Source organism: Vibrio sp. EJY3 (genome assembly GCF_000241385.1).
In the GTDB taxonomy this organism is placed as follows: domain Bacteria; phylum Pseudomonadota; class Gammaproteobacteria; order Enterobacterales; family Vibrionaceae; genus Vibrio; species Vibrio natriegens.
Window position 1 is genome coordinate 1,038,854 of record NC_016613.1, and the last position, 20,265, is coordinate 1,059,118.

17 protein-coding genes are annotated in these 20,265 nt (G+C 44.2%); 8 read left to right on the forward strand and 9 right to left on the reverse strand.

All coding sequences use genetic code 11. From position 1 onward, the window contains the following. Nucleotides 1-2 precede the first annotated feature (2 nt). The 3 genes from lpxK to kdsB are packed head-to-tail and all read left to right on the forward strand — an operon-like array spanning nt 3 to nt 1,928. Nucleotides 3-1,010 carry a tetraacyldisaccharide 4'-kinase gene (gene lpxK / locus VEJY3_RS04740; RefSeq protein ID WP_014231289.1) on the forward strand — a complete coding sequence of 336 codons (1,008 nt, stop codon included), beginning with the start codon at nt 3-5 and terminating at the stop codon, nt 1,008-1,010. Next, nucleotides 991-1,170 carry a Trm112 family protein gene (locus VEJY3_RS04745; protein WP_014231290.1) on the forward strand — a complete coding sequence of 60 codons (180 nt, stop codon included), beginning with the start codon at nt 991-993 and terminating at the stop codon, nt 1,168-1,170. Before lpxK ends, VEJY3_RS04745 begins: the two co-directional genes overlap by 20 nt. Next, nucleotides 1,170-1,928, forward strand: a complete 759-nt coding sequence (kdsB, locus tag VEJY3_RS04750; RefSeq protein ID WP_014231291.1) for a 3-deoxy-manno-octulosonate cytidylyltransferase — start codon at nt 1,170-1,172, stop codon at nt 1,926-1,928. The genes VEJY3_RS04745 and kdsB overlap by 1 nt, the downstream gene beginning before the upstream one ends. Before the next feature lie 86 nt (nt 1,929-2,014). On the opposite strand, the gene VEJY3_RS04755 is transcribed toward kdsB, so the two are convergent. The 9 genes from VEJY3_RS04755 to VEJY3_RS04795 all read right to left on the reverse strand — a co-directional run bounded on the left by VEJY3_RS04755 (nt 2,015) and on the right by VEJY3_RS04795 (nt 14,950). Next, entirely contained in the window at nt 2,015-3,574 is a 1,560-nt protein-coding gene (locus tag VEJY3_RS04755) for a SpoVR family protein (protein ID WP_014231292.1), read from the reverse strand. A gap of 11 nt (nt 3,575-3,585) precedes the next feature. Continuing rightward, a complete protein-coding gene (locus VEJY3_RS04760; protein ID WP_014231293.1) occupies nt 3,586-4,857 on the reverse strand; it encodes a YeaH/YhbH family protein in 1,272 nt (423 codons plus the stop codon). A gap of 49 nt (nt 4,858-4,906) precedes the next feature. Next, nucleotides 4,907-6,841, reverse strand: a complete 1,935-nt coding sequence (locus VEJY3_RS04765) for a PrkA family serine protein kinase (protein ID WP_014231294.1) — start codon at nt 6,839-6,841, stop codon at nt 4,907-4,909. Between the two features lie 488 nt (nt 6,842-7,329). Beyond that, nucleotides 7,330-7,830 carry a YfbU family protein gene (locus VEJY3_RS04770; protein WP_014231295.1) on the reverse strand — a complete coding sequence of 167 codons (501 nt, stop codon included), beginning with the start codon at nt 7,828-7,830 and terminating at the stop codon, nt 7,330-7,332. A 155-nt stretch (nt 7,831-7,985) separates the two neighbouring features. Then, nucleotides 7,986-8,654, reverse strand: coding sequence for an energy-coupling factor ABC transporter permease (locus tag VEJY3_RS04775; RefSeq protein ID WP_014231296.1), 669 nt, complete (start codon nt 8,652-8,654; stop codon nt 7,986-7,988). 153 nt (nt 8,655-8,807) lie between these two features. Then, the gene (pflA, locus tag VEJY3_RS04780; RefSeq protein ID WP_014231297.1) at nt 8,808-9,548 is read right to left on the reverse strand and encodes a pyruvate formate lyase 1-activating protein; all 741 of its coding nucleotides are present in this window, start codon (nt 9,546-9,548) and stop codon (nt 8,808-8,810) included. Nucleotides 9,549-9,690: 142 nt separating this feature from the next. Further along, nucleotides 9,691-10,668: a lipid A deacylase LpxR family protein gene (locus VEJY3_RS04785; protein WP_014231298.1), complete on the reverse strand. Its 978-nt coding sequence runs from the start codon at nt 10,666-10,668 to the stop codon at nt 9,691-9,693. Between the two features lie 152 nt (nt 10,669-10,820). Beyond that, nucleotides 10,821-13,097, reverse strand: a complete 2,277-nt coding sequence (pflB, locus tag VEJY3_RS04790) for a formate C-acetyltransferase (RefSeq protein ID WP_014231299.1) — start codon at nt 13,095-13,097, stop codon at nt 10,821-10,823. Nucleotides 13,098-13,402: 305 nt separating this feature from the next. Further along, entirely contained in the window at nt 13,403-14,950 is a 1,548-nt protein-coding gene (locus tag VEJY3_RS04795) for a DUF3360 family protein (protein WP_014231300.1), read from the reverse strand. Between the two features lie 457 nt (nt 14,951-15,407). Here VEJY3_RS04795 and VEJY3_RS04800 point away from each other — a divergent pair, with 457 nt between their 5' ends. The 5 genes from VEJY3_RS04800 (at nt 15,408) to VEJY3_RS04820 (ending at nt 20,223) form a co-directional block, all read left to right on the forward strand. Beyond that, nucleotides 15,408-16,859: a hypothetical protein gene (locus VEJY3_RS04800; RefSeq protein WP_014231301.1), complete on the forward strand. Its 1,452-nt coding sequence runs from the start codon at nt 15,408-15,410 to the stop codon at nt 16,857-16,859. 232 nt (nt 16,860-17,091) lie between these two features. Then, a complete protein-coding gene (locus tag VEJY3_RS04805; RefSeq protein WP_014231302.1) occupies nt 17,092-17,862 on the forward strand; it encodes an ABC transporter ATP-binding protein in 771 nt (256 codons plus the stop codon). 84 nt (nt 17,863-17,946) lie between these two features. Continuing rightward, on the forward strand, nt 17,947-18,717 hold the full coding sequence (locus VEJY3_RS04810; RefSeq protein WP_014231303.1) for an ABC transporter substrate-binding protein: 771 nt from the start codon (nt 17,947-17,949) through the stop codon (nt 18,715-18,717). Between the two features lie 81 nt (nt 18,718-18,798). Beyond that, nucleotides 18,799-19,539, forward strand: a complete 741-nt coding sequence (locus VEJY3_RS04815) for an ABC transporter permease (protein ID WP_014231304.1) — start codon at nt 18,799-18,801, stop codon at nt 19,537-19,539. Nucleotides 19,540-19,542: 3 nt separating this feature from the next. Then, nucleotides 19,543-20,223 (forward strand): ABC transporter permease, encoded by a 681-nt coding sequence (locus VEJY3_RS04820; protein WP_014231305.1) that lies wholly within the window; start codon nt 19,543-19,545, stop codon nt 20,221-20,223. Nucleotides 20,224-20,265 lie beyond the last annotated feature (42 nt).

Consider the following 20,265-nt stretch of genomic DNA (forward strand, 5'->3'; position numbering starts at 1 on the left):
CGGTGATTGAAAAAATCTGGTTTGAAAACCACCCATTAAAATATCTCTTGTGGCCGCTTCTGTGGCCACTGAGTTTGTTATTTGGTGCAATCAGTCAGTCGAAGCGAAAACAATACCAGCAAGGGAGCAAACAAGCGTATCAAGCCCCTGTACCTGTTGTCGTAGTTGGTAATATTACCGCTGGCGGAAATGGTAAAACGCCGGTTGTGGTCTGGCTGGTGGAGCAATTACAACAGCTAGGTTACAAGCCGGGTGTTGTATCACGTGGTTATGGAGCTAAAGCACCTCACTATCCACTCGTTTTAGATGTCGATACGCCCGCGAAACATTGCGGTGATGAGCCTAAACTTATTTATAATCGCACTGGGGTTCCCGTTGCCGTTGACCCGATGAGAGCGAATGCGGTTAAAGCGCTGTTGGCGACTGGCGTTGATATTGTGATCACGGATGATGGTCTCCAGCATTACGCATTAGCGAGAGACATTGAGTTGGTGATCGTTGACGGCAATCGACGCTTTGGTAACGAAAGTCTGATACCTTTGGGTCCTTTGCGAGAAAGTGTTGAAAGGCTAAAAGAAGTCGATTTCGTGATTACGAATGGTGGTCAGGCTAAACAAAGTGAAATCGCGATGTCACTGGCGCCGGAGAAGGCGATTAACCTGAAGACGAAACAGCAAGTTGAAGTCTCAGAGTTAAACGACCTGGTAGCGTTTGCAGGCATTGGCCACCCACCGCGATTTTTTCATACACTGGATATGCTGAATGCTGACGTCAAAGTCACCAAAGGGTTTGCAGACCATCAAGATTTTGATCAGCAAGAATTAGAAACATTGGCTCAACAAGGAGCCAATGTGATCATGACAGAGAAAGACGCCGTCAAGTGCCGTGAATACGCACAAGATAATTGGTGGTATCTGCCTGTATCTGCTCAGTTTGCAACAAGCGATGCAGAGCGAATTTTAAATAGAATAAAAGAGGTTAAAGCGACTTATGGATCATCGTCTGCTTGAGATTGTAGCTTGCCCTGTGTGTAAAGGTAAGCTGACGTACGATAAAGATAATCAAGAGTTGATCTGCAAAGTGGATCGTCTTGCTTATCCGATTAAAGAAGGCATTCCTGTTCTGCTTGAGCCGGAAGCAAGAACCATGAGCATGGATGAGGGGCGTTAATGTCTTTTACAGTCGTTATTCCCGCTCGTTATTCTTCTAGTCGCTTACCGGGCAAACCGTTGGCTGATATTGGTGGTAAACCTATGGTTCAGTGGGTTTACGAACAAGCCATGCAAGCCGGTGCTGAAGATGTCATTATTGCAACCGATGACGAACGTGTTTCGTCTGCGGTAGAGCAGTTTGGTGGAAAAGTCTGCATGACGTCACCAAACCATGAGTCAGGCACTGAGCGTTTGGCTGAAGTGGTTGAGAAAATGGCGATCCCTGCTGATCACATTATTGTTAATGTACAAGGTGATGAACCATTAATCCCACCATCAATCATTCGTCAAGTTGCTGATAATCTCGCAGCTTGTGATGCTCCAATGGCAACGCTTGCGGTAGAAATTGACTCCGAAGATGAAGTCTTCAACCCAAATGCGGTAAAAGTGGTGGCGGACTCACGAGGCTATGCCATGTACTTTAGCCGAGCAACGATTCCATGGGATCGTGACAATTTTGCCAAGCAAGATAAAACCATTGCTAATCCTTTGATGCGCCATATTGGTATTTATGCTTACCGCGCAGGTTTCATTAATACTTACATCAACTGGGCACCAAGTGCGCTAGAGCAAATTGAATGCCTTGAGCAGCTTCGCGTACTTTGGTATGGCGAGAAAATTCACGTTGCGGTAGCGAAGGAAGCTCCAGCAGCAGGTGTTGACACTCAAGCAGACTTAGATGCTGTAAGAGCGATTGTCGCTAACGAAGCTAAGTAACCTTTGCTGTTTCACTGTAATAAAAAGGCTCCAATCTTGGAGCCTTTTGCTTTTGAGGTATTGCTTAGGGGTTAAAGGAATCGGTATCAGATGTTGTTGTCGTATTGGTTACGCTTAGGGCACGTTGCCAGCGTTTCTCTATGGCCTGTATCTTTCACTTCTTGGAGTACGACGTCAAAGCCCCATATACGATATACGTGCTTCAATACTTCTTCATAACTGTCATCCAATGGGATGCGATTGTGAGGAACATATTGAAGTGTTAATGAACGATCACCACGGACATCAACATTAAAGACCTGAATATTAGGCTCAAGGTTCGATAGGTTATATTGCGCTGCGAGCTTTTCTCTGATGCTCTTATAACCGCTCTCATCGTGAATCGCCGATATTTCGATGAAGTTTTTATGGTCATCATCTTTGATAGCGAACAGTTTAAAGTCACGTATCAATTTAGGTGACAGGTACTGGCTGATAAAACTTTCATCTTTGAAGTTATGCATTGCAAAGTGCACTGCGTCTAGCCAGTCGGTACCCGCTAAATCTGGGAACCATTCCTTATCTTCATCGGTTGGCTCTTCACAGATGCGTTTGATGTCGCGGAACATGGCAAAGCCGAGCGCGTAAGGGTTAATGCCGCTAAAGTAAGGGCTGTTATACGCAGGCTGCGCTACTACGCTGGTGTGACTGTGTAAGAACTCTAGGATGAACTTTTCAGACACCAAACCTTCGTCGTAAAGATGGTTAAGAATGGTGTAATGCCAGAACGTTGCCCAACCTTCGTTCATCACCTGAGTTTGCTTTTGTGGGTAGAAGTATTGGCTTATCTTACGCACAATACGGATGACTTCACGCTGCCATGGCTCGAGTAGCGGTGCATGTTTCTCAAAGAAGTACAGTAAGTTTTCCTGTGGTTCACTTGGGAAGCGCTCTACGATGTCCTCTTCTTTGGTTTTCGACCTAGGCACGGTTCGCCACAGATCATTAATTTGTGATTGCAGGTACGCCTCACGCTCTTCTTGACGCGCTTTCTCTTCCGTAATGGAGATTTTTTCTGGGCGTTTGTATCTGTCGACCCCGAAGTTCATCAATGCATGGCAAGAATCGAGAAGTTTTTCGACTTCCAGAACACCATAACGTTCTTCACACTCTGCCAGGTATTTTTTTGCGAACAATAAATAGTCAATGATAGAGCTTGCGTCTGTCCAAGTCTGGAACAGGTAGTTACCTTTGAAGAAAGAGTTGTGTCCATAGCAGGCATGTGCCATTACCAGCGCCTGCATAGTCACGGTGTTCTCTTCCATTAGGTAGGCGATACAAGGGTTGGAGTTGATGACTATCTCGTACGCCAAGCCCATTTGGCCGTGTTTGTAGTTTTGCTCTGTCTGAATGAATTTCTTACCGAACGACCAGTGGTTGTAGTTGATCGGCATCCCAATACTTGAGTATGCATCCATCATTTGTTCTGACGTGATGACCTCAATTTGGTTTGGGTAAGTGTCGAGGCGATAGTGCTCAGCGACACGTTTTATCTCTTTGTGGTATCGTTCCAGCAACTCAAAGGTCCAGTCGGGACCATCAGGTAGCAACTTGCTACTGCGCTTTTTTGGAGCTTTACCAGAGAGGTTTTTCGTTGCGGTACTCATCGCTAGCCTCCTTACGCCGTTTCTTTGTGGAATAGTTCACGGAAGACAGGGAAGATATCCTCAACAGAGCGAATATTTTTCATTGCAAAGTTAGGAAATTCTTCGGTGAGTTTTTCATACTCATGCCACAAAGTTTGGTGAGAACGACGTGTGATCTCAATATATGAGTAGTACTGACAGTTAGGCAGTAACTTATCCACTAATAAGTCACGGCATCTCGGTGAGTCATCCGCCCAGTTGTCGCCATCGGATGCTTGGGCTGCATAAATGTTCCACTGTCCGACAGGGTAACGAGCTTTGATTATCTCATCCATGAGTTTTAGAGCGCTGGATACGATCGTACCCCCCGTTTCCTGAGAGTAGAAAAACTCGTGCTCATCCACTTCTTTTGCCTGTGTGTGGTGGCGAATAAACACCACTTCCACATTTTCATAGGTACGAGTTAGGAATAGGTAAAGCAGTACGTAGAATCGTTTTGCGATATCCTTGGTTGCTTGATCCATTGAGCCTGACACGTCCATTAAGCAGAACATGACTGCTTGGCTGGATGGAACAGGGCGTTTTTCGTAGTTTTTGAAACGTAAGTCGAAAGTATCAATGAACGGAACACTGTCGATTTTCTTACGCAGTTCGGTTATTTCCCTCTTTAAACGGGTCTCTTCAAACGGTTGAGCAGGCTCCATATTTTTAATACGTGAGAGCTCATCCTCAAGTTCTTTGAGAAGTCGCTTTTTACCTGCTGTCATGGCCGTTCTTCGAGCCAGAGATTGTTGGAGTGAGCGCACAACGGCAATGTTAGAGGGGATACCCGCAGTCTGGAAGCCAGCACGATGTGTTTTCCACTCGGTAATTTTTGCGATTTGGTTTTTCTCTAAATTCGGCAGCTCGAGATCTTCGAAAAGAATATCCAGGTATTCGTCTTTCGAAATTTGGAATACAAATTCATCCTGACCTTCGCCGTCCGGACTTGCATTACCTTCGCCAGAGCCACTTCCTTGCCCTCCTGATTTTGGACGCTCGATTTTGTCACCAGTAATGAACTGATCGTTACCTGGATGGACACGCTCACGTAGCCCACCTTGACCTTGATGAAAAATCGGTTCGGTTATGTCTTTATGCGGTATCGATACGTCTTCGCCCGTTTCCGTATTCGTGATCGAGCGTCGATTCACTGCGTCTGCCACCGACTCCTTGATTTGCTCTCTATGGCGCTTCAAGAAGCGCTGTCTGTTAACAGCGCTCTTGTTCTTGCCATTGAGCCTTCGGTCTATAAATTGCGCCATGAAATAGCCCTCTTCATGTTTCACACAAGCGACCTAACTCAACATTTGGTTAGGATGACTTACGTACTCGTAGGTACCACTCAGAAAGTAGGCGAACCTGTTTCTCGGTATAGCCTTTTTCCATCATGCGAGCGACAAAGTCGTCATGCTTCCTCTGATCTTCAGAAGAGGTTTTCGCATTAAATGAGATAACCGGAAGAAGTTCTTCAGTGTTGGAGAACATTTTCTTCTCGATAACTGTGCGCAATTTTTCGTAGCTGGTCCAAACCGGGTTCTGACCATTGTTAGTGGCTTTCGCACGAAGCACAAAGTTGACGATTTCGTTTCGGAAATCTTTAGGGTTAGAAATACCGGCTGTTTTCTCGATCTTCTCTAGCTCTAAGTTGAGTGAAGCGCGGTCAAATAGCTGGCCAGTTTCTGGATCGCGGTACTCTTGGTCCTGAATCCAGAAGTCTGCATAGGTCACGTAACGGTCAAAGATGTTCTGACCATACTCAGAGTATGACTCTAGGTACGCGGTCTGAATTTCTTTACCAATGAACTCGACGTAGCGAGGTACGAGGTATCCTTTCAAAAACTCGAGGTATTTCTCTGCCGTTTCTGTTGGGAACTGTTCACGTTCTACTTGTTGCTCAATGACGTAGAACAGATGAACTGGGTTCGCGGCTACTTCGGTTTGGTCGAAGTTAAATACACGCGACAGAATCTTAAACGCGAAACGAGTGGACAGGCCGTTCATGCCTTCATCAACCCCGGCGTAGTCACGATATTCCTGATAGCTTTTCGCTTTCGGATCGGTGTCTTTCAGGGTTTCACCGTCGTATACCCGCATTTTAGAGAAGATGGACGAGTTTTCAGGCTCTTTCAGGCGTGAAAGAATACTGAATTGCGCCAACGTTTCTAACGTGCTTGGTGAACATGGTGCTTGTGACAGTTCACTGTTTTCGAGAAGTTTTTGGTAAATTTTCACTTCTTCAGAAACACGTAGACAGTACGGCACTTTCACAATGTACACACGGTCAAGGAACGCTTCGTTGTTTTTGTTGTTACGGAACGTTTGCCATTCTGATTCGTTCGAGTGCGCCAAGATCATGCCATCGAATGGGATCGCAGACAGGCCTTCCGTACCGTTAAAGTTACCTTCCTGAGTCGCAGTTAGTAGCGGGTGAAGTACTTTAATCGGAGCTTTGAACATCTCAACGAATTCCATCAAGCCTTGGTTTGCTTTACACAGCGCGCCAGAGTAGCTGTAGGCATCTGGATCGTCTTGAGAGTAATGTTCAAGTTTACGGATATCGACTTTACCGACTAGTGATGAAATGTCTTGGTTGTTTTCATCGCCTGGTTCGGTTTTCGCTACCCCGATTTGGTCGAGGATCGAAGGGCGGACTTTGACGACTTTAAATTTGGTGATGTCGCCACCAAACTCATGCAGACGTTTGGCTGCCCAAGGAGACATAATGGAGCGTAGGTAACGCTGTTCAATACCGTATTCTTTTTTAAGAATTTCGCCATCTTCGGAAGCTTTAAAGAGGCAGAAAGGATGGTCATTGACCGGACTGCGCTGACCATTCGCGGTAAGCACATAAATTGGCATTTGTTCCATCAATGCTTTCAGTTTTTCTGCAAGTGATGATTTACCACCACCTACTGGACCGAGTAGGTAAAGAATCTGTTTGCGTTCTTCTAAACCTTGAGCAGCATGTTTTAGATATGAAACAATTTGTTCTATCGCATCTTCCATGCCATAGAAATCTTTAAATGTTGAGTAACGCGCTATAACGCGGTTTGAGAAGATCCGGCTTAGACGTGGATCTTTGGCTGTATCGATTACTTCTGGCTCACCGATGGCCATCAGTAGGCGCTCTGCTGCATTAGCGTATGCGCTTTTGTCATCCTTACACAGGGCTAGAAACTCCTGTAACGACATCTCTTCATCTTTAGAAGCTTCATATCTGGATTGATAGTGGTCGAAAATACTCATGTCGCTTTCCCCTTTAATAGTCAGTCTACCGACGAACGTTGATGAAGGCTTACTCACCTGTTGTCATGCTCTTGGTTGTCTGAATGTATACGTACTGACCTCTGATTTGGTTTGTACAGGACGTAAGTTATGCGACACCAAAGACTTTGCTTTAAGTACAGATTTATCATCACAACGGTGAGCGGTGGATTTGAATCATTCAATCACAGCCTTTCTCTACTTAAGCCTAGTCGGGGATTTGCAATTTTGCTTAACAATTATGAATTTATTGTAAAAGTGGCATATTTATCACTCTTGCATAAATGGCAGGATTGTGTGGTGTGTTCAGTATTGATAAATCAAATGTTTGGCATCAGGTGGCCAATGTTAGTGATTCATCGTTAGCCTTGGAGAAAGATTGAGAAAATTGCTCTGACGTGAAAAAGATAATGGGCGATAAGGCAAATAAAAAGGAGAGCCACAGCTCTCCTATTCAATAGTTTGTATAACTAGGCACTGAAGATTTGTGCCAGCTCGTTCGGACATAAGTGATACTGACGAGGACAGTTACGCCATGTTTGCAGCATACGACGGTATTTCTCTAGCATTGGCATTTGGCTGTTGAAATGGTGATCTGCTTTGTCAAATTGTGGGTAAAGGCCTTCAGAGTCAACTAGAAAACGTACGTAATGTACTTGTTGCGCTTCCGAAGCGATATCGAATCCCAAAAACTGTAGGCGACGTTGGTCGACTTTGCCTTTCTCGTCACTGTCAAGCAGGTTGTTAGACTCTTGCATCGCGTGATACATCTCCATAATGTCGATGATTTCACGACATTCTGCTTCTGTAATACGGCCAAAGTCTTTGTTTAATTCGCACATTTGTAGTTCATAACCACGCTCGACGATTGTCTGTAAGCGCTTGTATTTTGACGCATTACTTGGATCGAGTTGAGACATTAGGTTGTACTGGTTTGATAGAATCAAACGTTGAGCGTTTGACATTTCCATGATGACCTCACTAAATAATCTAATACATTTTTAATGTGCTTAGGTTAACGCTTCAGACACGTGTGAAACATGATCTCAACACATATTTAATATGAAAAAATGACAAGAAACTCTCAATTTATCTAGCTTTCAGCACCATATCTATCAAGCGGGCTCTATTTTTTGTGATAGTGGTTGTATATATAATCTCTATCGGAGAAAACTCTCAACCATTCCGGTTTAAACACGGTCAGCACAGCGAGAGACATACCATTGAGCAAGCCCTCGGGAAAGGCCAGAAGAGGGACAAAAATAAAGTAGTTGTGCTGAATCGTTTCCCAGTCGTAATGACCGACAGACAAGTGATAGAACGAATTGATCAGCAGATGCAAGCTGCCGGTAATTGCCCCGTTGAAGAAACCCGCAACGAAAATAAAGACAAAAATATTACGAGGCAAATAGTGGTAACTGAGCAGAAATACCAAGTAACTGATCAGAATAGGGAATAGGGCGGAAAGTACCAGTGAGCTTGGTAACAGGATGAGCGAGGTACCTTGTATCCAATGATTAACAATCATTGCAGGAATACTGAGCAAAAACGCCATCCGCCACCCATACATCATGGTTAACGTCGTCAAAGCGAGAAAGTGTATTTTCAGCCCTTCCTTCACACCTGCTTGCGCAGACCACAAAATCGTTAACAGAAAAAGAGTGGCAAAAACAATGTGCTGAAATGACTTCTCTTGCTCTAGCTTAGGCCAAAAGGCCTTTCTCCAGTCGGGAATGCAAAAAGCAATAACGACCCAAGCGATAACGATTAATGATCCTAAGTTAAACCAATCCATGACTCATTTCCTACAACGTTGTTTTGTTTCTTATACGTTCGTCAGCGAGCGCTATTCTACATGGACGGATGAGGTATTTAACCTATTTGATTTAACAGAATAAAAAAATACCAGCGCTTGGCTGGTATTTTTAATCAGAGAAAATGGACCACTCTAGTATTTTACATTTGGATGGTACTGAGAAAGAATGGACTGGATTTCATCCATCGTCTCTTTAGACGGAGGATTCACACCTTCAAGTGGGTACTCAAGGCCCAGCGCTTCCCATTTGTGTGCACCAAGTTTGTGGTAAGGGAGCAGCTCGACTTTCTCGATGTTGTCCATATCTTTGATAAACTCACCAAGCATGTGTGCTGCTTCTGGATCATCTGTGTAACCAGGAACCACAACGTAGCGAATCCAGGTCGTCTGGCCAATCTTATGCAGATAGCGAGCAAAGTCGAGAGTACGCTTGTTCGACACGCCGATTAAGTCCTGATGAACTTCATCTTTCATGTGCTTGATGTCCAACATCACGAGATCTGTGGCATCGAGAACTTCGTCAATCACATCGGTGTGTTTACGGACATAGCCATTGGTATCAAGGCAGGTATGAATACCTTCGGCTTTAGCCGCTCGGAAAAAGTCACGAACAAACTCCGGTTGAAGCATAGCCTCACCGCCTGAACAAGTGATACCACCGCCAGACGCTTTCATGAAGTGACGGTATGATTTCGCCTCTGCAATGATTTCTTCTACGGTAACTTCTTTACCGTCATGCGTATCCCAAGTATCGCGGTTATGGCAATACTTACAACGCATCAAACAACCTTGCAAGAAGACGATAAAACGAATACCAGGTCCGTCTACGGTACCACATGACTCAAACGAGTGAATTCGACCAGTTGCTGACATCTTTTGCTCTCATGACTTAAATAAGAATGCTGTTATTTTATTACAAAAAGCAGGGTTAAAACAGTCTTGTAGCAAGGAAGGTGAGGGAATACGGTTAATCAAATGGTCAATGAGTTGTTTATTGACCATTTGAGCTTTCTATTTAAAAGAAGGCGAAGACAGAAAACGATCCGGTACCATAAATATCGGTTGGAGACTCTTTATATTCTGGAGTTTTCACCGTAAAGGTTATGCACGCTCCATAGCTTTGATTATACCAAGTTGCTCCAGCAACGGCGGTTGTTTGCCAGTGTTCCAGTGTCACGTCATACGGCTTAGATGGTTCTGGAATGCCGGAACGATCACCTTCGAGTGTGATGTCATTGAAACGGTAGCGACCTTCAAACCCGGTAAACAAGAACCAGCTGCTGGCGTGGTTGGATAACATGCTTGCTGAGAAGGGGCTTTCCACACTGATGTTGGCTGCACCGATGCTATTGCCTAAGTTGGTTCCCCAACGAAACATGACACCCTGAGACACATCACTGCGGAAGTTGCCGGCATTAATGTCATTGACGTTGGTGATCTCCCATTGTGTGCTTTTCCCTTCACTGCGCATTAACTTATTGAACGCGCGGTATCCAACACTGAACGCCAGATAGTCGTCAATTTGGTAATCCCAACCTTGAGGGTCTGGAGAGCCAGTAATGCTGTGAACCAGAGATTGTGCTTTCTCGGACAGAGCGCTTTCGCCCGTTGCGCCGATGGTAAAGTTATAACGAACAGCTTTATCTTGAGTTAATGAAAGGTAATTGATTTCTGTGTGCAGATAACCAGCGTATGGGCGATCATTCGCCAGAGGGTAGTCGACTTCAATATCACTCGGCGTCCACATTTTATGGCCAAGTACCAGCTCTATTTTATCGACATTCGTGTCGGAGGTGTTGTTTAGGCTTAGCCAGCTCCATTCACTTTCTTTTCTTAATTGTCCGGTCGCGTAAGAGAGAAATATGCCGTTGGTGTAATCATGGTCAACACCGAAAATACCGTCATTATCAAGCGTAAAGGAAACCGTGGATTTGTTGGATGCCAAAGCAACTGGCGACAAAAGAGTAAGAATAAATAATTTATTGAATTTCATATAATGCACTGAATATTTTTCTTTGCATCATACGTAAGAAAGGCAACTAAATCTTTTGAAATATCACAAGATTAGCGGTGGAAATGAAAAAAAGCCGATGCTTTTCAGCACCGGCTCTTATTGTATTACTATAACGTTATTTCGCGACAGTCTTATAGTGATTCAGTGAATGTACGAGCGATAACGTCAGCTTGCTGTTCAGCAGTCAGAGAGTTGAAACGTACAGCGTAACCAGATACACGGATAGTTAGCTGAGGGTATTTCTCTGGGTGTTTAACTGCGTCTTCTAGTGTTTCGCGGTTAAGCACGTTCACGTTTAGGTGTTGGCCACCTTCGATGCCAGCTTCGTGGTGGAAGTAACCATCCATTAGGCCTGCAAGGTTAGCACGTTGGCTAGTCTCTTCTTTACCTAGTGCATTTGGCACGATAGAGAATGTGTAAGAGATACCATCTTGAGCGTCAGCAAACGGTAGTTTCGCTACTGAAGTCAATGATGCTACTGCACCTTTCTCATCACGGCCGTGCATTGGGTTTGCACCTGGCGCAAATGGAGTGCCAGCACGACGACCATCAGGCGTGTTACCAGTCTTCTTACCGTATACCACGTTTGAAGTGATAGTCAGGATAGACTGAGTAGGGATAGCATTACGGTAAGTCTTAAGCTCACGGATCTTGTTCATAAATACAGAAACAAGTTCACAAGCGATGTCATCTACGCGAGCGTCGTTGTTACCGAATTTAGGGTAATCGCCTTCGATTTCAAAATCGATTGCTAGACCATCTTCGTCACGAACTGGTTTAACTTTCGCGTATTTGATTGCTGATAGAGAGTCAGCAGCAACAGATAGACCAGCGATACCACAAGCCATTGTACGTTTAACGTCACGGTCATGTAGAGCCATTAGAGACGCTTCGTAGCTGTACTTGTCGTGCATGAAGTGGATGCTGTTTAGTGCAGTCACGTACTGCTTAGCTAACCAATCCATGAAGTGATCCATTTTTTCCCATAGCTCGTTGTAATCTAGGTATTCACCTTCGATCTTGTCCATCTTAGGACCAACTTGGATCTTCAGCTTCTCATCGATACCGCCGTTGATGGTGTAAAGCATAGTTTTAGCAAGGTTCGCACGAGCACCGAAGAACTGCATTTGCTTACCAACAACCATTGGAGATACACAACAAGCGATAGCGTAATCGTCTGATTCCATGTCTGGACGCATCAGATCGTCGTTTTCGTACTGGATAGAAGAAGTATCGATAGATACTTTTGCACAGAAACGTTTGAAACCATCTGGAAGTGCTTCAGACCAAAGAACCGTGATGTTTGGCTCTGGAGAAGGACCCATAGTGTATAGGCTGTTTAGGAAACGGAAGTTAGAACGCGTTACTAGCGTACGACCGTCAAGACCCATACCACCCATTGATTCTGTTGCCCAGATTGGGTCGCCAGAGAATAGCTCATCGTACTCAGGAGTACGTAGGAAACGAACCATACGTAGTTTCATTACGAAGTGGTCGATCATTTCTTGAGCTTGATCTTCAGTGATCTTACCTGCAGCGATATCACGCTCGATGTACACGTCTAGGAATGTAGAAGTACGACCTAGAGACATTGCAGCACCGTTTTGAGACTTAACAGCAGCTAGGTAGCCGAAGTAAGTCCATTGGATAGCTTCTTGTGCAGTTTCAGCAGGGCGAGAAATATCGAAACCGTATTTCGCAGCCATTTGTTTGATTTGACCTAGAGCGCGGTGCTGCTCTGCAATTTCTTCACGAAGTTGCATAGTCATGTGAAGGTCTTCGCCGTTCTCAAATTTCTCTTGTAGAGAAGTGAACTGAGCTAGTTTGTCCTTCATTAGGAAGTCGATACCGTAAAGCGCAACGCGACGGTAGTCACCGATGATACGACCACGGCCGTATGCGTCAGGAAGACCAGTTAGTACACCAGACTTACGACATGCAAGGATATCAGGAGTGTAGATATCGAAAACACCAGCATTGTGTGTTTTACGGTATTCTGTGAAGATTTTCTTAACTTGTGGGTCTAGTTCGCGGTCATATGCTTTGCATGAACCTTCAACCATGCGAATACCACCGTTAGGGATGATCGCACGTTTTAGAGGCGCTTCAGTTTGTAGACCTACGATAGTTTCAAGATCTTTTTCGATGTAGCCTGCATCGTGAGCAGTGATGGTAGAGATAACAGATGTATCAAAATCAACAGGAGCGTGAGTCGCGTTCTCTTGTTTGATACCTTCCATTACTTTAGCCCAAAGCTTGTTTGTTGCTTCAGTACCTTCAGAAACTAGGAAAGATTCGTCGCCTTCGTACGGAGTGTAGTTCTTCTGAATGAAATCACGAACGTTTACTTCGTTTTGCCAATCACCTGCAGCAAAACCTTCCCAAGCTTTAGCAAATTGCTCTGCCATGACATACCTACCTTTTTAGTAGAAAAAAATACGTACTGCTTCGCCGTTGAGCCAGCTATCCCCAGAAAAATAGGGGAACAGTACACTCTTATGAATAACAATATTTATAGTCTTAAAATCACTTTTTAGGGTTACAAAACCATAAATATTGTCACTGCTTTAAACGTCTACCTTTTGAAACAACAATTGCAGGTTAAACTAAAATTTTTTTGCAAACCTTAAACTAAATCAATAAATGCTCAACTTTTCGGATAAAAATGGGGTAGCGACAAGCGCTACCCACACATTTTTTTAAGCGTTAAGCATTATAGCCAAGCTTTTAATCCATATTGAGCTTCTAGCATACCAACTGCTAGCATAGCAACCAAACAGATAATAAACACAGTCACAGGGATAATAATCTTATCCATGAATGACAAGCGTGATGCACGCTCTTTATCACCGATCAGACCGTTGTTATCTAAGAACATAGTTAATGCCCAAGCTAATACTGGGTTAGCAACAATCGATGCAAAGATACAGATACCTGCTGCTTGTGAATCTTTCGTGTCACGAACCATTTGCATACCGGCTTCAAGTAGAGGAAGAGATACACCAACTAGCAGAGCAACGCGCATTACAGGTGGCCATACCGCCACATCCATTGGGAAGCCAAGAATCGCTACCGTCATAACGATTAGACCAAGAAGAATAGCACCAGCTGGAATCGGACGTTTCGCGATAGCTGCCGGGATCATGTAAGTACCCCAAGATGAAGTGATGTTACCACCACCGACTGCAGTACCAACCATTTGACGGAAAGAACACATGGTCATAGTGTCATCCACGTCCATCAGTACTTTTTCTGTCTTACGAGGGTAGTTCATTTCCTGGAAGATACGGTGACCAAGGAAGTCTGGTGACCACATTGCAACAGCAAGAATAGCGAATGGCAGAGAAGCGATGAAGTGTTCTGCATTTGGCAGACCTAGCATCCAACCTTCTTCCGTGCTACCCCACCAGTAAACAGGGTTTAGGTTAGGCAGGCCCATCTCTGTTTCGAATTTAATATCGAAGCCAGCACCAAGAACCAAAGCAATTGCCAGACCTGTAAACGCACAAACAGGGATTGCTAACCAGCGTTTATTGATTTTGGCAAGGTAAGCATAAATCGCAACAGTGATACCAAGCACGACAAAGCCAACGTAGCCCATGCTGCCAGCAGCTACATCCGCTGACTGTAAGCCAGTCGCCCACGCTTGAATCGAGTTAATTTGGCTAATCGTACCCGTCAAGCCTAAGAAAATAAGCAATCCACCGGCTGTGCCTTCAGAAGTGAGGTTGACGAGTTTTGAGCCGCCTTTGAAAAAGGAGAGTAGAAGGCCAAAGATACCGATTAAGATAGCGAGTGCGAGAGGGTGTGCACCTGCAAGCGCAATAGTACCGATCAATGGAATCATCGGACCATGGTTACCAGCAAGGTTAGCTTTAGGGTTAAAGACGCCTGAAGCCAAGACACAGAAAAGGAGTGCAGGGATAAGCATTTCTACACGAGCGACTTCGATAGCAAACTCTTTTGTTAAATGCACATGATCCCAGGCTTGGGTTAAACCTTCAGCCCAAGACATCATTACCGCAGAGTACATTGCAATAATGCCGATCGTACCCGCAATCGCAGGAACAAAATCTTCAAGCTCGAAACGGAAATCACGACCCGGCAAGTTTAAGCCAAAACGACGTGGCTTCATGATTTGCAGTTCGTGGTCTAGATAGTCTGAACGGCTTTCGAATTCAGATGCTGGACGATGAAGCTCACGGTAGCTTTTGGTCTCGATATCTGAATCAGAGTGCACTTTATTCACTGCGTCTGACATAGATTCCTCATATATTTAAAAGTTATGAATTCTTAACTAAGTTGCGCTGTCCCGCGTAATACGGTGCGCCCTATGCTAGCTATTATTAGATTTGTTGCACGTTAACCTTGCGCCTAAGCATAGCTAATAACTTGTTGTGTTGAGGCACAAAATTTTCCTCAAATGGTGGCTGGAGTCTAACAAGATAGCCATTTTGGGTGATTGATTTAGATCACTTTAAATAATCGATGTGAAATAAAACTACAAAATGTGTCAGTTCCACGAATGATAGGGCCAAATAGGACGTAATTTCATTACACAAGTTGCATAAAACTAGAAATTACTGAGACGATATAACACTAGTGGCACGTGAAATGTAGTTATCGATCAAATGCATATAAAGCTGGCTTCAATCTTGCTTAAACCCGAAAAGACAACTTTTTTGGCTAATCATTGCCGCTCAGTTTAGGAAGAAAACATGAAACAGCTTAAAATAGTGCCGTTAGTGGCAATCATTTCGGGATTAATGGTCGGTTGTGGAGGCGGCGGTGGCGGCAGTAGCACACCCAAAACGCTGTATAAGTTCACTTTTGTGACTCCTGAAACTCAAGCGTTAAGCAGTAATGGCTCTTGTACTATTTACGACAGGTTTACGACTAATGGTATAGAACAAGTCCTCAATTATCATGCAATAGGTGGTGTGATCGACAACCAGCTAACGGCTTACTATTCAGATGCATCGGGTGAGCGTGTCGGAGATGTAGTGACGGCAAGCAATGATCTGTTGACGATAACTCTGCAAGATATTCCGGATGAGGGGAGCGTGACTATTCAAGAGGCTAACGGCACTATTCTTAATGCACTGACGTTTTCAAAACAGTTGTTAGAGTCTGATTCTTCATTACGCAATGTCTATCTGTCCGCTCAAACGAATGTGAGCAACACGACGTGTTTGACGGGCAGTAACGATAAAATCGCAAGCAAGGCCAGCCTAGACTACAAAGTTGCTGAAGACGCAGCTGGTAACCCATATTCAACCTTCTACTTTGATTCTCAGTATGAAACCGTCACGGCAAACGAATCACGCTTCACGAAAGGTGAAACATTGTCAGCCGTAAGCACTGAAAAAACGATGATTTCGCAGTATCGAACCTCTTCCCGTTCTGCTCTTTATCAATACGGCTTTGAGGACTGGACGGATAGCCGAATGGTATTTGCGGGTTCGTCATCTACGCCATCAGTGAGTAGCTCTGGTATTGATTTTACAACCATTGATATTGACACGATTTATAAGAACTTCTCATATCGCTTAGCGGAAGTGTCGAGAACAAGCGCGTTTTATCACCCTGACGAACTAAATGGCGATGTTTGGACATTCAGTGTAGATGGAACCATTGTGACTTCTGGGTGGGAAGCGCAATACACGGACGTAGTAGGCGACGATTGGACTATTGACGTTGATGACACCTCACTTTTTGCCGTAAGCAACACACAAGATACCAAACCTGGTGTTTCTAACCGTACGGTCTATTTAAGTGACAGTATTGGTTTGGGTAATGAAAGTGGTCTGCAACGAGTAAGCTACCAGCAAGGTGCTTGGGATGGTTCAACTCCTTACGTTGTACGTCACTCTGTTTACTCACACATCAATGATAGAGTTATCGTACCTGAACTTGATTATTCAAGTGTGCCATCTGATATAGAAAGCAGTCTTGTGATTTCAGATAGTGCTTCAATCTCTCAAAGTTATGTTTTTACTGAAGAAAATAGCTATATTCAAGTGGCTGATTTTCTGGCAGCTTATGCGAATGGTGAGGGTAAAGACACGACAGAAGATGTACTTGGTATCGTGAAGAATGAACAAGAAGTAAGAGCGATTAGTAACCGCGTTGCTCAGACCAAAACACTGTTGTTAGAGAGAACTAACTAACACTTTTATAATATATTTAGCCCCTCACTGTAGGGGCTTTTTTATACATAATATTCAAGTAATAAAGCATATAGTGCTAAATATTGCATATTAACTTGATTATCCTATCTAACTATTCGGTTTATTTAGGTTAATCATTTGTTGCAACTTTCAAGCCGGGGTGCTAATTTGTTCCGAAATAGATAGGGCGGAGTCCCTTACAGCAGTGAAAAAAACACAGGGAGTAAAGCGCATGACTGATGTACCAGCGCTAGATATAAAAGACCTGCACAAAACGTTTGGACAAAACGAAGTACTTAAGGGGATTTCTCTTTCTGCACACAAAGGGGATGTTATCTCTATCATTGGCTCTTCCGGTTCCGGTAAGAGTACTTTTCTCAGATGTATCAACTTATTAGAGACACCAACCGCTGGTGAGATTTGGGTTAACGGTGAGCTTATTCAAATGAAGAATAACCGAGCTGGTGAATCTGTTCCCGCGAATGAAAAGCAAGTTCAGCGAATTCGTTCTCGTCTAGCGATGGTATTCCAGGGTTTTAACCTATGGTCTCATCTTACTGTTCTAGAAAATGTCATTGAAGCACCCGTTCACGTATTGGGTGTGCCTAAAGCTCAAGCTATTGAAAACGCAGAGGTACTGCTTAAGAAAGTAGGTCTGTATGAGCGTAAGGATTACTACCCAGGACATTTATCTGGTGGTCAGCAGCAACGTGCCGCGATTGCTCGTGCGCTAGCCGTTGATCCAGAAGTCATGTTGTTTGATGAGCCGACATCAGCGCTTGATCCAGAATTAGTAGGCGAAGTGTTAGGGGTAATGAGAGATTTGGCAGAAGAAGGTCGTACGATGTTGGTAGTGACGCACGAAATGGCGTTTGCTCGTGATGTATCGAACCACGTCATGTTCCTTCACCAAGGACTGGTTGAAGAGCAGGGTGATCCTGCCAAGTTGTTTACCAATCCAGATTCACCTCGCTTACAACAGTTTATCTCATCGATTTATTAAGAGATCTTTGGGAGGCAGTTTTTTGCCTCCTATGTAAACACAACATACAAAATTAAATAAAATGGAAATCACAGGAGTACGGAAATGAAAAAGTGGTTATTAGCAGCAACGCTTGCTGCAACGGCTGTATCTGGCGCCGTTCAAGCGAAAGAATGGAAAACCGTTCGCTTTGGTGTTGAAGGTGCATACCCTCCGTTTAGCTGGACTGAAACTGATGGCTCTCTAAAAGGCTTTGACGTTGACATGGCAAATGCACTTTGTGAAGAAATGCAAGTGAAGTGTCAAATCGTTGCTCAAGACTGGGATGGCATCATTCCTTCTCTACTGGCGCGCAAATACGACGCAATCATTGCGGCAATGTCGATTACAGAAGAGCGCAAGAAGAAAGTTGATTTCACTGGCAAATACGCACTTATTCCAAACAAATTTATTGCGAAGAAAGGCGCTGATCTAGACTTTGACAAACTAGACGGTAAGAAAATCGCGGTACAGCGTGCAACTACACACGATAAATACCTGACTGACAACTACGGTGACAAAGTTGAGATCGTACGTTACGGCTCATTTGATGAAGCTTATCTTGATCTTGCTAACGGTCGTGTAGCTGCTGTTCTAGGTGACGCTTCTGCTCTGGAGGAAGGCGTTCTTAACAAAGCTGGTGGCGATGCGTATGAGTTTGTTGGCCCATCTTTAACGGATCCTAAATGGTTTGGTGAAGGCTTTGGTATCGCGGTTCGCAAGCAAGACAAAGATTTAACGCAAAAACTAGACGCTGCGATTCTGTCACTACGTGAGAAAGGTGTTTACCAACAACTTGCTGGTAAATACTTCAACTACGATGTGTACGGCGAATAAGTCGTAATTAAGCGACCGTTGGCCTGTTCCTAGAAGTAGTCAACGGTCGATTTTTTGAGTTTAGGGATTAGGAACTCACCTATGCTGGATTTACAAGGATACGAAGCTTCCATCTTTACAGGAGCTTTAGTAACTATTGAAGTTGCAGTGCTTTCTCTGCTGCTTGCAGTGATATTGGGCATGCTTGGTGCTTTAGCCAAGTTATCACCTTACAAATGGGCAAGAGCGATTGCCACTCTCTACACCACCATTATTCGTGGTATCCCAGATCTGGTTCTGATGATGCTGATTTTCTTTGGTGGACAAATACTTTTGAATAACAGCCTTTATTCTATCAATGAAACGCTAAATGAGTGGTTTGCATCGAGTGATCCTAACCATGAGTGGACGGCATATCTGCCAGATTACATCGACGTGAGCCCATTTATTGCTGGTGTACTGACCATTGGCTTTATCTTTGGCGCATACATGGCAGAAACGTTCCGTGGTGCGATCATGGCCGTAGACAGAGGTGAGCTTGAAGCGGCGAAAGCTTATGGTATGAACGCTGTTTTATCATTCAGAAGAATTCTTTTGCCTCAGATGATTCGCCATGCTTTACCTGGCTTTGGTAATAACTGGTTGGTTCTGCTTAAAACTACGGCGCTGGTCTCTATCATCGGTCTGGATGATATGGTGAGAATGAGTTCTTTAGCAGCTGGCTCGACGAAAATGCCATTTACGTTTTACATGGCCGTTGCGATCATCTTTCTATTCTTTACCAGTGTTTCTACAGGTTTGCTTAAACTTGTTGAACGCAAGTTCAGTATTCACGCGAGGTAAGTTATGGACTTTTCACTGATTATTGAAAGCTTCCCGATTTATCTAAGTGGACTTTGGACAACGGTATGGCTGGTGGGCATTTCGCTTATCATTGGGCTGAGTGTATCTATCCCAATGGCGATAGCAAGAAACAGTAAAAACTACGCGTTAAGCATGCCAGCATGGGCGTTTATCTACTTTTTCCGTGGGACACCGTTACTGGTTCAGCTATACCTCATTTATTACGGTATGGACCAGTTCTTCCCGGTCAAAGATACCCTTTGGGAAAACGCTTGGTTTTGTGCACTGGTTGCTTTTGTATTGAATACTTCAGCTTACACGGCGGAGATTATCCGAGGCGCAATTAATGGCTTACCAAAAGGCGAAGTAGAAGCGGCTAAAGCGTATGGAATGAGTAAATTTAAGACTTACCGTCGTATCATTTTACCGAGTGCATTACGAAGAGCATTACCAGTATATTCAAACGAGGTGATCTTCATGCTGCACGGTAGTGCGGTAGCGGGCATTGTAACCATCATGGATCTAACCGGCGCAGCTCGTTTGGTTAACTCACGTTACTACGCTCCATTTGAATCGTTCTTAACGGCGGGTTTATTCTATATGTCGCTGACGTTTATCATTCTGTGGTGTTTTAAACAGGCAGAAAAGCGATTGCTAGCCTATTCTCGACCACTAAGCCAATAAGACCAATGGCAGCAACAAATAAAAAGAGCGCATCAATGCGCT

Excerpts from the sequence above, each read along its gene's own strand:
- VEJY3_RS04745 (WP_014231290.1), top strand. The coding sequence starts at position 991 with ATGGATCATCGTCTGCTTGAGATTGTAGCTTGCCCTGTGTGTAAAGGT.
- kdsB (WP_014231291.1), top strand. The coding sequence starts at position 1,170 with ATGTCTTTTACAGTCGTTATTCCCGCTCGTTATTCTTCTAGTCGCTTA.
- VEJY3_RS04755 (WP_014231292.1), bottom strand. The coding sequence starts at position 3,574 with ATGAGTACCGCAACGAAAAACCTCTCTGGTAAAGCTCCAAAAAAGCGC.
- VEJY3_RS04760 (WP_014231293.1), bottom strand. The coding sequence starts at position 4,857 with ATGGCGCAATTTATAGACCGAAGGCTCAATGGCAAGAACAAGAGCGCT.
- VEJY3_RS04765 (WP_014231294.1), bottom strand. The coding sequence starts at position 6,841 with ATGAGTATTTTCGACCACTATCAATCCAGATATGAAGCTTCTAAAGAT.
- VEJY3_RS04770 (WP_014231295.1), bottom strand. The coding sequence starts at position 7,830 with ATGGAAATGTCAAACGCTCAACGTTTGATTCTATCAAACCAGTACAAC.
- VEJY3_RS04775 (WP_014231296.1), bottom strand. The coding sequence starts at position 8,654 with ATGGATTGGTTTAACTTAGGATCATTAATCGTTATCGCTTGGGTCGTT.
- pflA (WP_014231297.1), bottom strand. The coding sequence starts at position 9,548 with ATGTCAGCAACTGGTCGAATTCACTCGTTTGAGTCATGTGGTACCGTA.
- VEJY3_RS04785 (WP_014231298.1), bottom strand. The coding sequence starts at position 10,668 with ATGAAATTCAATAAATTATTTATTCTTACTCTTTTGTCGCCAGTTGCT.
- pflB (WP_014231299.1), bottom strand. The coding sequence starts at position 13,097 with ATGGCAGAGCAATTTGCTAAAGCTTGGGAAGGTTTTGCTGCAGGTGAT.
- VEJY3_RS04795 (WP_014231300.1), bottom strand. The coding sequence starts at position 14,950 with ATGTCAGACGCAGTGAATAAAGTGCACTCTGATTCAGATATCGAGACC.
- VEJY3_RS04800 (WP_014231301.1), top strand. The coding sequence starts at position 15,408 with ATGAAACAGCTTAAAATAGTGCCGTTAGTGGCAATCATTTCGGGATTA.
- VEJY3_RS04805 (WP_014231302.1), top strand. The coding sequence starts at position 17,092 with ATGACTGATGTACCAGCGCTAGATATAAAAGACCTGCACAAAACGTTT.
- VEJY3_RS04810 (WP_014231303.1), top strand. The coding sequence starts at position 17,947 with ATGAAAAAGTGGTTATTAGCAGCAACGCTTGCTGCAACGGCTGTATCT.
- VEJY3_RS04815 (WP_014231304.1), top strand. The coding sequence starts at position 18,799 with ATGCTGGATTTACAAGGATACGAAGCTTCCATCTTTACAGGAGCTTTA.
- VEJY3_RS04820 (WP_014231305.1), top strand. The coding sequence starts at position 19,543 with ATGGACTTTTCACTGATTATTGAAAGCTTCCCGATTTATCTAAGTGGA.